Here is a 14,719-nt window from a genome sequence, read left to right as displayed (position 1 = left end):
ATGCAGCGTACCCGCTCTGCCCGAAGGCTCCATTGTCCAAATCAACAGGCCCAACTAAACTAATCGGACTTGGTTCAGTTGGGCGGAACCCTGGATACCCTCAATTTTCCCGAAGCGATCGTTCGCGAATCTGCTCCTGGATCCCCCATCTCATCCTCAGAACTGCCAGCCAGTCGGACCGATTGCCAACACCTTGAACAACTCCATCCGCCTGCGCGGTCTGCGCCAGAACAATCTGAAAAACCTCAATCTGGATCTGCCGCTCGGCGAGCTGATCGTGGTGACGGGCGTCTCTGGTTCGGGTAAGTCGTCGCTCGCCTTCGACACCGTTTACGCGGAAGGCCAGCGCCGTTACGTCGAGACCTTCTCGCCCTACGCCCGCCAGTTTCTGGACCGTATGGACCGTCCGGCGGCGGATCGGATCGAGGGCATCCCGCCGGCCATCGCCATCGACCAGACCAACCCGGTGCGCACCTCGCGTTCCACCGTCGGCACCATGACGGAGCTGAACGATCATCTCAAGCTGCTGTTCGCGCGCGCCGCCCGGCTGTTTTGTCATGGCTGCGGACGCGAGGTCCGGCGCGAGTCCGCCGAGGATATCTGGACCGCGCTGACCGCCATGCCCGACAGCGATGCGCGACCTGTGCTCGTCGTCTTCCCAGTACCGGTCCCCGCCTCGCTCGGCACCGAGGCGATCAAACAGATGCTCGCCCAGCAGGGCTATGTGCGACTGCTGCGCGAGGACGCGGACCCTATCGAGGTCATCCAGGACCGCCTGCGACTCACGCCGGATTCCCGAGGACGCGCCATCGAGGCGCTGGAAACCGCGCTCGCCAAGGGCCATGGCCGCGCCCTGGTCTATCCGCTGGATGAGGACCGGCAACCCGGCACGCCCTGGCGTTTTTCGGGCGACCTGCACTGTCCGGACTGCGACATCGTCTATCGCGACCCGGCGCCGCATCTGTTTTCCTTCAACTCGCCCGCCGGCGCCTGCGAGGCCTGCCGCGGCTTCGGGCGCACCATCGGCATCGACTGGTCGTTGGTGGTGCCGGATCCGTTTAAGTCGCTAATCGAAGGGGCCATCAAGCCGATTCAGTCGGACAACTACTCGGAGGTCCAGGAAGAGTTGATGGGCTTCGCGCATCGGCATGGCATCCCCACCGACGTGCCCTGGCGGGATCTGACCGAGGCCGACCGCGAGTGGGTGATCGAGGGCGAAGGCGAGTGGGACGCGGGCGTCTGGTACGGCATCCGCCGCTTCTTCGACTGGCTGGAGGGGCGCAGTTACAAGATGCATGTGCGGGTGCTGCTCTCGCGTTATCGCGCCTATGACACCTGCTCCGCCTGCCATGGGGCGCGACTCAAGGACGAGGCACTCGACTGGCGGCTCGGCGATCAAACGCTGGCGGACCGGACACTGGCCCCGGCGGATCGCTTCCGGCACGACCGTGTCGGCATGCCTCGCGGCGTTTGGGAAACCCTGCCCGGTCTCAACCTCCACGACCTGATGCGACTGCCGCTTGCACGCGCCCATGCCTTTTTCGAGGAACTGACGTTCGATGGGGCCATGGATCAGGCGATGGACCTACTGCTGACCGAGATCCGCGCCCGGCTACGTTATCTCCGCGAGGTCGGGCTGGGCTATCTGACCCTGGACCGCCAGTCGCGCACCCTCTCCGGCGGCGAGGTGCAGCGTCTCAATCTGACCACGGCGCTCGGAACCGCGCTGGTCAACACCCTGTTCGTGCTCGACGAGCCGAGCATCGGACTGCATCCGCGCGACCTGGACCGAATCACGAACATCCTGCGCCAACTGCGCAATCGCGGAAACTCGCTGCTGGTGGTCGAGCATGATTCGCAGGTGATGCTAGCCGCCGACCGGATCATCGACATCGGTCCCGGCCCTGGCGAACAGGGCGGACGCATCGTTTTCCAGGGAACGCCGGCGGAACTGCTGGCCGCGCCCGACTCGCTCACCGGCGACTATCTCGCCGGTCGCCGTCGGGTCGCCCCGCCCCGCGCGCCCGACATTCCCACGGCGGACAGCGCCTGGATTCGTGTCCGCCATGCCCGCGCGCACAACCTCAAGGGAATCGATGTCGGGATTCCGCTCCACCGGCTGGTGGTGGTGACCGGCGTCTCGGGCTCGGGCAAATCGACCCTGGTGCAGGACGCGCTCTACCCCGCGCTTTGCCAGCGCAAGGGACACCCGGAGGGCGCCCCGGGCGAGCATGACGGCATCGAGGGCGACGAGGCCATCGCCGATGTCCTGCTGCTCGACCAGTCCAGCATCGGGCGCACCTCGCGCTCCAATCCGGCCAGCTATGTGGGCGCGCTCGACGTGCTGCGCAAACGCTTCGCGGGCGTGCCGCTGGCCAAGGAACGCGGCTACACCGCCGGCACCTTCAGCTTCAACAGCGGCAATGGACGCTGTCCAACCTGCGGCGGCAACGGCTTCGAGCATCTGGAGATGCAGTTTCTGGCCGATGTCTATCTGCGCTGCCCGGACTGCAACGGACGGCGGTATCGCGCCGAGGTGCTGGAGGTCGCCATCATGGGATCGGACGCCGACGCGCCCGCCCGCTCCATCGCCGATGTGCTGGAGATGACCGCCACCGAGGCGCTCGCCTTCTTCGCCGCTGACCGCGATCTGCAACGCGCGCTGGAGCCGCTGCAAGCGGTCGGTCTGGGCTATCTGCGACTCTGCCAGCCGGTGCCGACGCTCTCCGGCGGCGAGGCGCAACGGCTCAAGCTCGCCGGTTATCTGGCCAAGTCGGGGCGCCGCCGTGCGCGCGACGGCGGACTGCTGTTTCTGCTCGACGAGCCCACGACCGGGCTGCACTTCGCCGATATCGCCGTGTTGCTCGATGCCTTCCGCCATCTGATCGAACAGGGTCATTCGCTGCTGGTCATCGAGCACAATTTGGACGTGATCGCCGCCGCCGACTGGCTGATCGACCTGGGGCCGGAGGGTGGCGACGAAGGCGGCGAGATTCTCTGTTGCGGAACGCCGGAGCAGGTTGCCGACCACCCGGCCAGCCATACCGGACGCGCACTGCAAGGCCATCGTCGCGCGCTCATCACCGAAGCGCCCGCCACCGCGTACCGGATTCACCAGCCGACACCCGCGCCTCGCTCGCCACGCGACACGCATCACTCGATTTCCATCCTGCACGCCCGCGAGCACAACCTGAAGGATCTGACACTCTCGATTCCCCGCGACAAACTCACCGTCATCACCGGCGTCTCCGGCAGCGGCAAGAGTACACTGGCCTTCGATATCCTCTTTGCCGAGGGTCAGCGGCGTTATCTGGAGTCGCTGAACGCCTATGCCCGCCAGTTCGTGCAACCTGCCGCCCGCGCCGATGTCGACGCCGTCCACGGCATCCCGCCCACCATCGCCATCGAGCAGCGCACCAGCCGGGGCGGGGCCAAGAGCACCGTCGGCACACTGACCGAGATCCACCATTCGCTGCGTCTGCTGTACGTCAAGCTCGGCGTCCAGCACTGCCCAGACTGTGCCATCCCCATCGAGCCGATGACGCGCGACGTCATCCTGGCGCGACTGCTGCGCGATCACGCCGGTCAACGGATCAGCCTCATGGCCCCCATGGTCATCGCCCGCAAGGGACTCTACAACGAACTCGCCGCCTGGGCCGCCGGCAAGGGCTGGCCGCTTCTACGCGTGGACGGCGCACCCGTCGGAACCGCCGATTGGCCCCGGCTCGACCGCTTCCGCGAGCACTCCATCGACCTGCCGCTCGGCGAGCTGACGGTCACGCCGTCCGCCGAACCGGCCCTTCGCGCCCTGCTCGATCAGGCGTTGGATCTGGGCAAGGGACAGATCCGCGCGGTCCAGATCGAACAGGCGCGCTGGAGCACCGAAATCCCCTATTCCACCGCGCGTGCCTGTCCCGGCTGCGGCCGCGCCTTTCCCGAACCCGATCCGCGTCTCTTTAGCTACAACTCCAAGCACGGCTGGTGCCCGGACTGTTTCGGCACCGGCCTGGCGCTGACCGGCTTCGACGGCGAGCAGACCGGCGAGGAAGGTCCATGGCTGGAATCCGTGGGCCAGCGCGCGCCCGTCTGCCCCGCCTGTCACGGCGCGCGACTCAATCCCGAGGCGCTGGCGGTGCGCTTTCGGGAGCGATCCATCGCCGAACTCTCGGCCCTGACCGTCGACCGGACCGCCGCCGTCCTGGACGGCCTGGAACTGAACCCGCGCGAGACCGCCATCGCCCGCGATCTGTTGAGCGAGGTCCGCCACCGGCTCGCCTTTCTCGCCGAGGTCGGACTCGGCTATCTGGCGCTCGACCGCGCCGCGCCCACGCTCTCGGGCGGCGAGGCCCAGCGCATCCGGCTCGCGGCCCAACTCGGCTCCAATCTGCAAGGCGTCTGTTATGTGCTGGACGAGCCCACCATCGGGCTGCATCCGCGCGACAACCGACTGTTGCTCGATACCCTCGTCCGGCTCCAGGCCAAGGGGAACACCGTCGTGGTCGTCGAGCACGACGAGGAGACCATCCGGCGCGCCGACCATGTCATCGACCTGGGTCCGGGCGCCGGAACGCGGGGCGGCGAGATCGTCGCGCAAGGCACCGCCGGGGAACTGATCGCCAACCCGAACTCGGTCACGGGCCGCTTTCTCGGGCGTCGCCATCAAGCTGTCAGTGCGCCGCGTCCCAGCGGTCGCGGAACCGACTGGCTAACGATCAAGGGGGCAAGATTACACAACCTCCAGGATCTGGACGCGCGACTGCCGCTGGGACGGCTGGTCTGCGTGACCGGCGTGTCCGGTTCTGGCAAGTCGACCCTGGTGCGCGAGGTGCTGGCCGGGAGTCTCGGCCACCTGCTGACCACGAAACCGCCCGCCACGGGGCACGCCGGCAAGGGCGATCTGGTTGGCTGTCGGAGCCTCGCCGGCTGGCAGGGGCTCACGCGCCTCCTGGAAGTCGACCAGACCCCGATCGGCAAGACGCCGCGTTCCTGTCCCGCCACCTATGTCGGCTTCTGGGATGGCATCCGGCGTCTATTCGCGGCCACCCCGGAGGCGCGCATCCTCGGCTGGGGGCCGGCGCGGTTCTCCTTCAACACGGCCGAGGGCCGCTGCCCGGCCTGCGAGGGTCAGGGTATCCAGAAACTGGAGATGAGCTTTTTGCCGGACGTGCGCATGACCTGCGAGGTCTGCGGCGGTAGCCGTTTCGACCGCGAAACCCGCGAGGTGCGTTTCAAGGGGTTCGACATCGGGCAGGTATTGGCGCTCAGTGTCGACGACGCCATCGGGATCTTCGCCGCGCATCCGGCGATCCATCACGCGCTGACGCTGCTCGCGGACGTGGGTCTGGGGTATCTGCGCCTCGGCCAACCCAGCCCGACGCTCTCGGGCGGCGAGGCCCAGCGCATCAAGCTGGTCACCGAACTCGCCAAGGCGCGCCCGAGCGCCGATGGCCGCGCCAGCCGCCCGACCCTCTACGTCCTCGACGAGCCCACGGTCGGCCTGCACATGGCGGATGTCGAGCGCCTGATCGGCGTCCTGCAACGCCTCGTCGACGCCGGACATTCGGTCCTGGTCATCGAACATAACCTGGACCTGATCGCGGCGGCCGACTGGATTCTCGATCTGGGACCGGAAGGCGGGGACGCGGGCGGGCGGATCGTCGCGCAGGGTACGCCGGAACAGGTCGCCGCCTCCGGCGACGCACCGACCGCAGGTGCCTTACGCGGGCACCTGGGGTAGCGAAACCCCTCGGGCCACCGTACCCGTTCGACCTCGCACGGATCTTCGGTGCCATACTGCTCATGAAACCTGGGCAGAAACAATCCGGGTTGGAATTGAAGGCGATTCATCGGCATCAGTGGATCTTTCAGCAAGCCGCGGTAGAACCGTGTGCGCCATCTTTCGGCAAACATTGGTTTGGCTGAAAAAACTTGCCCATCAGGTACCGTTATGCTGAATGAACTGGACGGCACTATCCACCGATAGTGAATAGGGCTTAAATTGAGATAGCGGCCACAGGGAGAGGAGACATGCGCGGGCTTTTGTGGGATCTTTAAGAAGCTGTTTGGCCCCCCGTTTCAAGACCGTTGGTTGACCATCAGCTTGATCGTCGCCAGATCAATCCAGGTTTCGCTTGGTCGGCGACAGGCATTCGTCATCCTTGCTGAGACGCCGAAAGAGGTTGAGCCAGGAAAAACGACCACCCAGCGCCGGTGCGGCAAGACGAACCAGCGGATTTCCTTGAGGCTCAGGGTCTGCGGTCGGCCAACTGGCGATTCGGGCAACAGGGGCTTGATGGCGTTCCAAGCCCCGTCGCTTAGATGACTCGGATCGCGTTTCCGGCGGCTTTTTGCTCACGAAGATCGTTTTCTTTATAAAATCAATGTACTAATTTTCCTGCGAATTTCCAAACAGCTTCTTTAAGATCCCAAGCGCCGCCTGCTTCCAACCCTCGCCACAGCCGCGGCACTTTTTTTGCTTATCTCCCCCAACTCAAGCCAAGGAATTCACCCCAGATGTCGATTTTGGTTGCCCTGAATCACAAGACCGAATATCACTTCGATCGCTCGGTCAACCTCTCGCCCCATGTCGTGCGTCTGCGCCCCGCGCCGCATTGCCGTACGGCGATCCGCTCCTATTCGCTCAAGGTCGAACCGGCGGAGCACTTCATCAACTGGCAGCAGGACGCCTACGGCAACTATCTGGCCCGCTTGGTCTTCCCGGAAAAAACTCGCAAGCTCTCGGTCGAGGTCGATGTGATCGCCGAGATGATCACCATCAATCCCTTTGATTTCTTTCTGGAAGATTACGCGTTTTATTATCCCTTCGAGTACGACCCCGAGCTGCGCAAGGAACTGGCGCCCTATCTGGAGATCACCGAGGACGGCCCGCTGCTGAAAGATTGGCTCAAGGATGTCGACCGCACCAAGCGCGAGACCGTCTATTTCCTGGTCGACCTCAATCAGCGGCTCCAGCAGGATATCGGCTATGTCATCCGCCTGGAGCCGGGCGTGCAGACCTGCGAGCAGACCCTGGGCACCGGCAAGGGCTCCTGTCGCGACACCGGCTGGCTTTTGGTGCAGATCCTGCGCCATCTTGGACTGGCGGCGCGCTTCGTCTCCGGCTATCTGGTGCAGTTGACGGCGGACGTGAAATCGCTCGACGGTCCGTCCGGCCCCGAGGCGGATTTCACCGACCTGCACGCCTGGGCCGAGGTCTATGTGCCGGGCGCCGGCTGGATCGGGCTCGACCCCACTTCCGGGCTGTTCGCCAGCGAGGGTCATATCCCGCTCGCCTGCTCGCCCGCCCCGCGCAGCGCAGCGCCCATCACCGGCGCGACCGACGAATGCGAGGTGGAGTTCTATTTCCATAACGAGATCGCGCGCATCCACGAGGATCCGCGCGTCACCAAACCCTACACGCCCGAACAATGGGAGTCGATCGAGTCGCTCGGCCATCAGGTCGACGCCGAGTTGAAGGCCAACGACGTGCGCCTGACCATGGGTGGCGAACCCACCTTCGTCTCCATCGACGACATGGACGGCGCCGAGTGGAATATCGACGCGCTGGGGCCGACCAAGAAGCCGCTGGCCGAGGATTTGATGCGCCGGCTGAAGAAGCGTTTCGCGCCCGGCGGACTGCTGCACATCGGTCAGGGCAAATGGTATCCAGGCGAGCAACTGCCGCGCTGGGCGCTCTCCTGCTACTGGCGCAAGGATGGCGAGCCGGTGTGGCACGACCCCGATCTGTTCGGGCTGGAGAGCACCAGCTACGGTCACGGCCCAGCCGAGGCCGAGCGCTTCATCCACACCCTCGCCCGCCATCTGGGCGTCGAGCCCGAACATGCCTCCCCGGCCCACGAGGATGTCTGGTACTACCTCTGGAAGGAGGCGCGGCTGCCGGTCAACGTCGATCCGCTCGACAACAAGCTCAAGGATCCCAACGAACGCAAGCGCATCGCCCGACTGTTCAGCGAGGGACTCGACAAAGTCACCGGTTACATTCTGCCCTTGCGCTGGTGGGGCTTCGGAATCGATGGGGGCTGGAAGAGCGGGCGCTGGACCTTCCGTGACGGCAACCTTTTCCTGATCCCCGGCGATTCGCCGATGGGCTTCCGGCTCCCGCTGGATGCGCTGCCCTATGTCCCGGACAGCAAACTGGACCGGGTGCCCGAACGCAACCCCTTCGAGCCGGTCGCGCCGCTGCGCTCGCCCTTCGACGAGGTCGCCCGCCGCTACAGCCGGCTGGTCGAACCGGCCCAGGCGCCCCAAACCATCCGCGAACAGGGCGTGCAGCCGCGCGATCTGGCCGCGCGCTACGGACGGCTCGCGCCCGCCGATCACGCGCATCAAGACGTGCGCCAGCAGATCGCGCTGCCCGATGACCTGCATCCCGATCTGATCCGCACCGCGCTCTGCATCGAGCCGCGCGAGGGCCGGCTCTACTGCTTCATGCCACCGCTGACCCATCTGGAGCACTGGCTGGATCTGGTGATGTGCATCGAGGACACGGCCGCCGAACTCAAGCTGCCGATCATCATCGAGGGCTATGAGCCGCCGAAGGATTTCCGCTTGCAGAAGCTCGCGGTCACCCCGGACCCCGGCGTCATCGAGGTCAACATTCATCCGGCCGAACGCTGGGACGACATGGTGCGCGACACCGCCATCCTCTACGAGGAGGCGCGGCTCGCCCGGCTCGGCACCGAGAAGTTCATGCTCGACGGGCGTCACACCGGCACCGGCGGCGGCAACCATGTCACGCTCGGCGGCCCAACCCCGGCGGACAGCCCGCTGCTGCGCAAGCCCGATCTGGTGCAGAGCCTGATCGCCTACTGGCAGCATCACCCGAGCCTGTCCTATCTCTTCTCCGGCATGTTCATCGGCCCCACCAGTCAGGCCCCACGGGTCGACGAGGCGCGCGACGACCGGCTCTATGAACTGGACATCGCCTTCCAGCAGATGCCGACCGGCGAGATCCCCCAGCCATGGATCGTCGATCGGGTGCTGCGCAATCTGCTAACCGACGTCACCGGCAACACCCACCGCACCGAGTTCTGCATCGACAAGCTCTACTCGCCCGACTCCTCGGCGGGCCGCCAGGGTCTGGTGGAATTCCGTGGTTTCGAGATGCCGCCGCACTACCAGATGAGCTTGGCGCAGTTGCTGCTGCTGCGCACCCTGGTCGCTCGTTTCTGGAAGGAACCCTACGCCCGCAAGCCCATCCGCTGGGGCACCGAGTTGCATGATCGCTTCCTCCTGCCCCATTTCGCGCGGCAGGATTTCGAGGACGTGATCTGCGACATGCGCCGCGCCGGTTATCCGATCGACGCCGCCTGGTTCGATCCCTTTTTCGAGTTCCGCTTTCCGCACTACGGCGATCTCGTCACCGAGAACGGCATCAACATGGAACTGCGCGCCGCCATCGAACCCTGGCATGTGCTGGGCGAGGAAGTCACCGCGCAAGGCACCTCGCGCTTCGTCGACAGCTCGGTGGAACGCATGCAGGTCAAGGTCAACGGCATGGTCGGCGACCGCCATGTCCTGGTCTGCAACGGTCGGCGCGTCCCGCTGCGCCCGACCGGACGCAAGGCCGAATTCGTCGCCGGCATCCGCTTCAAGGCGTGGAGTCCGCCGTCGGGTCTGCACCCAACGATCCCGGCGCACAGCCCGCTAGTCTTCGAGATCGTCGATCTCTGGAACCGGCGCAGCCTGGGCGGCTGCACCTACTATGTCGCCCATCCCGGCGGACGCAGCGAAAGTAACTTCCCGGTCAACAGCTATGAAGCCGAGAGCCGACGCATCGCCCGCTTCCGGCTGATGGGGCATACGCCAGGGGTGATCGACCCGCCGCCCGAGGAGCCGGCTGGCGAGCATCCCTATACGCTGGATCTAAGGTATCGGCCGGGGTGCTGAGTTGATGAGCGGGCGGTAGCCGATCCTGTATAACGGATTCGTGCAGCGGGGTTAAGCAGAGGTCTCGAAAACAGTGATCCCCGCACTGCCCAGCTCGACATCGCGTGGGCTGTCGACGAGTACCTGAACCAGGGTGTCCCAATGTTCATCGAAGAACGCGAGCAGGGCGTTATTCGAGAGGTTGCCCAGGGTGACCCGGATCAGGCGAACGGGTGTCCCGGAGAGGAAATGGCTGTCCCGGAAGTCGCTGTCCTTGGTGATCAGGATCATCCCGTTGGCATCCGCAAAGGCGGCAACGGCGGCATCCTTCGTCGCGGAACCGTCCAGGATCCTGTTCACATGGGTGGCGTCAATGCCGCGCTCGCGAAGCTGGTTCACCAATCGGTAGGGCAGATGAACATCGCACAGAACTCGCATCAGGCCACGCGACGCAGAGGTTCACCAGACACCAGCAGGCGGGCGTAGTGCAGACAGGCCAGGATGTCGTCACGCTCCAGTTCCGGATGATCGGCCAGAATCTCATCCCAGCCCATGCCGGCGGAAATGAGGTCGAGGATTACCTCCACCGGCCAGCGCAGATGGCGGATGCAGGGCTTGCCATGGCAAATGTCCGGGTCGAGAGTAATACGGCTCAAATCAGGCATGACGGGATCTCGGCGGTGTTCATGCTCGGAAGGCTAGTCGCCCGACCAGCCCTGTTCAAGCACTGCGATCCAGGCGCATCGGGTTGGCCGTTGCCAACAGTGTTTCATCGGACACGGAATGATGCGAAACAATGCGATTGCCTCGCATGACATTGACCGGGAGATTCTGCAACTCGTTCGGCTCGGCTCTCACGCGGAGTTGAGGTTGTGAGCGGCGTGGGAGCGGAACACAGTGATTGATCGAGACCACGAGATTCGCCTGGCGGCCTTTGCTCGCTGTGCGCGACGCATGCACGATCACGGCGGGGCGGTCGCCTGGGACGCGGTTCAGGAGGGGTTCGAGTTCGACGGCGAGCGGGTTTATCTCGCCGGCAAGGCGCGCGGCATTCATCGACCGAGACAGATGAACCGGGGTGTCCTCAGCATCAAGACCACCAAACTCCGGAAAGGTCGTACCGCCCGTTATGATATCGGACGAGTGTCGCGAGACATGACCCTTTTCCCCTCTTTTTATGCGGTGTTCCGCCATGGGCGCGTCGGGGCTATGATGGACAGTGTCGAAGTACGTTTTCCGGAGCGTCCAATGAATCAGGAGGCACCGCCAGACGAAAGGGGCGGAAACAGGTAGGCCGGATCGACGGGCGCGGGATACCTGCTCTCTACTCTACCCGGCTTTCCTGACCCCGGCTTTCCTCACCGCATTGTAGCGAGCCGGCTCACCGTATCTGGAAACTGGGCCGCAAGCCGCAGAAGCTGCCGTGCGGCCCCCGTCGGCTGCGCCCGGCCCTGCTCCCAGTTTTCCAGCGTCCGCTTCGACACTCCAAGGGCACGCGCGAACTCCATCTGCGACAAGCCTGATTGGGCACGAGCCGCCATCAATTCCCAGCGCGGACCGGTGAGAACTTCCTCCTTTTCCACCGTTCCATCCGCCCGCTCGATACGGCGCCGTACCGCACCATTCTTCAGCACCTCGAACTCGGTCTTACGTGCCCAGCGCCCAGCCCTCAGATCACGCGCGGCTTGGAGAAGTTCAGCACCAATGTCGCGCTCCGCGTCGCGGGCAAGCAGTTCATTTTCAGTCTTGGGCATCTTCCATCTCCTCACGTAGCGCCTTAAGCACATGACCAGGAATCGAATCCCGGGCGCTCTTGGCATAGATCACCAGCATCAGCATTTGCCCGGCGAAGGTGCGTTTGTAGTAGCACACCCGCACGCCGCCGGACTTTCCGCTCTCGGCGCGGCTCCAACGCACCTTGCGCACTCCGCCTGAGCCGCGCACCACGTCGCCTGCCTCCGGGTGCTCGCACAGATACTCCTGAAGCCCTGTGTATTCCTCGTCCGTCAGGTAATCGGGCAGGAGCGCGGAGAAGAGCGGAGATTCGATGAATTGGTAGCGCATCATCAAATTATACGCATCACGCGTACATAAGCAAAACGCGCATCTCACGCGCAAGATGAAGCGACTGCTCCCAATTGGCGTCAATCTCATCTGTCAATATCGATAGACAAATTGTCTACATAAAACTGATATGTGGCAAGGCAAGACTTTATCTACCCGTCGTCAGAGGAACCGAGGAGCGGTAAGATCGCGAGGTATTCCCGATTTCATCACGCAGGGAGCCATCATGCCATGCAACGCTACATCCTGACCGACTACAACGACGCTTCTCCCGAGACACGGCAGGTCTATGATGACTTCATGCGCACGACCGGTGAGATCTCGGTCCCCGTTTGGATGCAGAGCCTCGGGCACAGCGCGCCTCTCGCCCGAGCCTATTGGGAGCGGGCGAAGGGAACGCTGTTCAGTGGCAGCCTGCCCTTGCCGCTCAAAGAGATGATCGTCTTCGTGGTCTCGGTCAAGCATGGCGCGCGCTACTGCTCGGCCTGCCACGCGCAAAATGTTCTCGGTCTCGACCATGCGTTGACCTTCGATAAACTCCATACATTCGCGACGGCGGGCGCGGACCGCATCCTGCCACCCTACTATGAGCATGTCGTCGCCTTTGCGGAAAAAATCGTCGCCGACGCCAACCAGGTGACGGACGAAGATTTTGAAATGCTGATGGATGAAGGCTTCAGTCGGGAGGAGATCTGCGAAATCATCGCGGTCATCGATCTGGCGTCCATGTTCAACGTTTACACCAGCGCTTTGAAGTTGGATCTGGATCCAAACTATCGGGCTGTTCTCTGACGTTCATTTCGAAGCCGGATCATGGACAAGGATTTGACGTCATCATCCTGGCAGGAGCGCACCGCGCAGCAACTGGTGCGGTACGAAGCCGTATTCAAGCTGCTCGACGATATCCAGCAGACCGAAAATGTCGAGGAGATCGCGCGACGGGTCGCACGGCATTGGAAGTATTTCGCCAATGCCACCTGCTGGCGCCTCGTGCTGCCCAAGGAGGAGGGCTTCGAGGTCGTCGACGGCTATCGCGGGGAGGCGCACCTTGCAAGCGTCTTGACGCTCGACGCCTGGGACGCCTGGCACTTCTCCCAACAGAAGCCACGTCTTATCCGGCCGGCGGAGCTGTTCGAGCCGCCGGTTCCCCCGGAGCATCTGACGGGCAAGGCCATCACCGAGATCCAGGTACTGCCCTTTGTCCGTTCGGGGTATTGCACCGGGCTTCTGAGCGTCGCCGCGCGCCACGCGTCGTTCAACGACTTGGACATCAAGTACATTCGGCTCTTCGGCAACCATTTGACTGATCGTCTGTCTGGCATCGAACTGCGCCGACAAATCATGAACGCCCTTGTCGACAAGGCGACCCGCGACGCTCTGACCGGGTTGCTGAATCGAGGCGCCATCATCGAGCAACTCGAACAGCAGCTCGCTCATACGATCGCTTGCGGGGAACCGCTGAGCATCATTATTGCCGACATCGATTTCTTCAAGACCATCAACGACAATCATGGTCACCTCGCCGGTGATCAGGTGCTGCGCGAGGTCTCGCGCCGGCTGCGCGCGCAGGCCTTCTCCGGGGACAGCCTGGGACGCTACGGCGGAGAGGAGTTTCTGTTCGTGCTATCTCCGTGCGGCACGGAAGACGTTGAGAAGGCGGCTGAGCGCTTTCGTCGAACCGTCGCCGAAACCCCGATCCCGATTGGCCCGGATGCGCACCACGCGCTCAGCGTGACCGTCAGTCTGGGAACGGCCAGCACGACGGGGTATGAGCATCCCAGGCTTGAGGTGTTGATCAAGCGCGCCGACGACGCACTCTACCGGTCAAAAGGGGCCGGACGTAACCGGGTCACGCTTGGATGAGCGGGCAACCTTCGATGATCGGCGCAATACGATCGGCTGAGTCCGCGCCGAACGGCGCATCGCTTTCAAAAAAAGTCGGGTTCAGGTCTCCCATGGCACGCGGCGGTTTTTTTGTGCCTCGGCGAAACGGTACGCGATGCGACGGAGCTATCCCCGTTGTCGAAATCGAACACGATCACGACAACGAATGGGTAGCCGCTGTGGAAAGCCGGGGTCAGCGAGATCGATGGGGAGAGCGGCCAAGGGATTAAGCGGATGACTGGCATGGACGCCGATTGGCCGTGAAACCCATCGTTCACGGCTCCAACGTCTGATGAAAACGCTCCCGCCAAACCGGGGGCGTTTTTCGTGGCGCGGCGCATGACGACAAAGGAGACGCAATCGACCAGTCCCCACTGCTTATCGGCATGGCGCCGATAGAGGTCGAACGCCGACTCGAACAACTCGGGCGTCAGGCTCACCACGGTCGCTTCCGAAGCGTCGCGGAGATCCCGCTCGCCGACGATGTAGGCGTCGTGGTTGGTAGAGAGATCCGTCGGCCCCTGGATACGCACCCGGCGCAGGCGCGCAAACAGGGTCTCGTTGCCGCCGGCGTCCTGGGATTCGGCATCTACCAGGACGACGCGCACCGTCTTGCCGTCCAGTCGGCAGCGATGTTCCGCCGGAATATCGAGAGCGCCGTCGTGGGCAACGGCCTGAAATTCGATTGCGTTCGTACCGATGGTCATTCCGGTTCGCGGCCGGTTGCGGCCTGGGCTCTTGGCAGGGAGTTGGGGGCTAGGTCTTGTTGTTTGTATGGTGGTCTAATGCGGTCAAATTAGGCCAATCTAGACTTGGCGGCAAGCAAAACGACGCGTCCACCCGTCACAACGGACCGCCATGCTCCGATTAGCCCAACCCTTCC

10 protein-coding genes and 1 pseudogene are annotated in these 14,719 nt (G+C 63.8%); 4 read left to right on the top strand and 7 right to left on the bottom strand.

All coding sequences use genetic code 11. The annotated features are described in order from the left end of the window. Positions 1-193: 193 nt before the first annotated feature. On the top strand, positions 194-5,737 hold the full coding sequence (uvrA, locus tag CCR95_RS20350; RefSeq protein ID WP_201097898.1) for an excinuclease ABC subunit UvrA: 5,544 nt from the start codon (positions 194-196) through the stop codon (positions 5,735-5,737). Between the two features lie 494 nt (positions 5,738-6,231). Here uvrA and CCR95_RS25575 read toward each other — a convergent pair. Next, positions 6,232-6,348, bottom strand: a pseudogene (locus CCR95_RS25575) (IS5/IS1182 family transposase); the annotation flags it as partial. Positions 6,349-6,513: 165 nt separating this feature from the next. On the opposite strand from CCR95_RS25575, the gene CCR95_RS20345 reads away from it, so the two are divergent. Continuing rightward, positions 6,514-9,909 carry a transglutaminase family protein gene (locus tag CCR95_RS20345; protein ID WP_201097896.1) on the top strand — a complete coding sequence of 1,132 codons (3,396 nt, stop codon included), beginning with the start codon at positions 6,514-6,516 and terminating at the stop codon, positions 9,907-9,909. Positions 9,910-9,960: 51 nt separating this feature from the next. Here the strand turns inward: CCR95_RS20345 and CCR95_RS20340 are convergent, their stop codons facing one another. The 5 genes from CCR95_RS20340 to CCR95_RS20320 form a co-directional block, all read right to left on the bottom strand. Further along, on the bottom strand, positions 9,961-10,326 hold the full coding sequence (locus CCR95_RS20340; RefSeq protein ID WP_201097893.1) for a DUF5615 family PIN-like protein: 366 nt from the start codon (positions 10,324-10,326) through the stop codon (positions 9,961-9,963). Beyond that, positions 10,326-10,553, bottom strand: coding sequence for a DUF433 domain-containing protein (locus CCR95_RS20335; protein WP_201097891.1), 228 nt, complete (start codon positions 10,551-10,553; stop codon positions 10,326-10,328). Before CCR95_RS20335 ends, CCR95_RS20340 begins: the two co-directional genes overlap by 1 nt. A gap of 55 nt (positions 10,554-10,608) precedes the next feature. After that, on the bottom strand, positions 10,609-11,082 hold the full coding sequence (locus tag CCR95_RS20330; RefSeq protein WP_201097889.1) for a hypothetical protein: 474 nt from the start codon (positions 11,080-11,082) through the stop codon (positions 10,609-10,611). Positions 11,083-11,246: 164 nt separating this feature from the next. After that, positions 11,247-11,642, bottom strand: a complete 396-nt coding sequence (locus tag CCR95_RS20325) for a helix-turn-helix domain-containing protein (RefSeq protein ID WP_201097887.1) — start codon at positions 11,640-11,642, stop codon at positions 11,247-11,249. Beyond that, positions 11,629-11,955: a type II toxin-antitoxin system RelE/ParE family toxin gene (locus tag CCR95_RS20320; protein WP_242523384.1), complete on the bottom strand. Its 327-nt coding sequence runs from the start codon at positions 11,953-11,955 to the stop codon at positions 11,629-11,631. Before CCR95_RS20320 ends, CCR95_RS20325 begins: the two co-directional genes overlap by 14 nt. A 228-nt stretch (positions 11,956-12,183) precedes the next feature. Between CCR95_RS20320 and CCR95_RS20315 the strand changes: the two genes are divergently transcribed. Together CCR95_RS20315 and CCR95_RS20310 are read left to right on the top strand one after the other, a co-directional pair. After that, positions 12,184-12,744: a carboxymuconolactone decarboxylase family protein gene (locus tag CCR95_RS20315; RefSeq protein ID WP_201097885.1), complete on the top strand. Its 561-nt coding sequence runs from the start codon at positions 12,184-12,186 to the stop codon at positions 12,742-12,744. A gap of 21 nt (positions 12,745-12,765) precedes the next feature. Next, positions 12,766-13,815, top strand: coding sequence for a GGDEF domain-containing protein (locus CCR95_RS20310; RefSeq protein WP_201097880.1), 1,050 nt, complete (start codon positions 12,766-12,768; stop codon positions 13,813-13,815). A 65-nt stretch (positions 13,816-13,880) separates the two neighbouring features. Here CCR95_RS20310 and CCR95_RS25570 read toward each other — a convergent pair whose 3' ends face one another. Further along, complete coding sequence (locus CCR95_RS25570) at positions 13,881-14,543, bottom strand: hypothetical protein (protein ID WP_242523383.1); 663 nt, start codon at positions 14,541-14,543, stop codon at positions 13,881-13,883. Between the last annotated feature and the right edge of the window lie 176 nt (positions 14,544-14,719).

It is taken from the genome of Thiocystis minor, assembly GCF_016653465.1.
GTDB lineage: Bacteria > Pseudomonadota > Gammaproteobacteria > Chromatiales > Chromatiaceae > Chromatium > Chromatium minus.
The sequence above is the reverse complement of the archived record's forward strand: the minus strand, read 5'-3'. Positions and strand labels throughout refer to the sequence as shown.

Excerpts from the sequence above, each read along its gene's own strand:
- CCR95_RS20345 (WP_201097896.1), top strand. The coding sequence starts at position 6,514 with ATGTCGATTTTGGTTGCCCTGAATCACAAGACCGAATATCACTTCGAT.
- CCR95_RS20340 (WP_201097893.1), bottom strand. The coding sequence starts at position 10,326 with ATGCGAGTTCTGTGCGATGTTCATCTGCCCTACCGATTGGTGAACCAG.
- CCR95_RS20335 (WP_201097891.1), bottom strand. The coding sequence starts at position 10,553 with ATGCCTGATTTGAGCCGTATTACTCTCGACCCGGACATTTGCCATGGC.
- CCR95_RS20330 (WP_201097889.1), bottom strand. The coding sequence starts at position 11,082 with ATGGCGGAACACCGCATAAAAAGAGGGGAAAAGGGTCATGTCTCGCGA.
- CCR95_RS20325 (WP_201097887.1), bottom strand. The coding sequence starts at position 11,642 with ATGCCCAAGACTGAAAATGAACTGCTTGCCCGCGACGCGGAGCGCGAC.
- CCR95_RS20320 (WP_242523384.1), bottom strand. The coding sequence starts at position 11,955 with ATGATGCGCTACCAATTCATCGAATCTCCGCTCTTCTCCGCGCTCCTG.
- CCR95_RS20315 (WP_201097885.1), top strand. The coding sequence starts at position 12,184 with ATGCAACGCTACATCCTGACCGACTACAACGACGCTTCTCCCGAGACA.
- CCR95_RS20310 (WP_201097880.1), top strand. The coding sequence starts at position 12,766 with ATGGACAAGGATTTGACGTCATCATCCTGGCAGGAGCGCACCGCGCAG.
- CCR95_RS25570 (WP_242523383.1), bottom strand. The coding sequence starts at position 14,543 with ATGACCATCGGTACGAACGCAATCGAATTTCAGGCCGTTGCCCACGAC.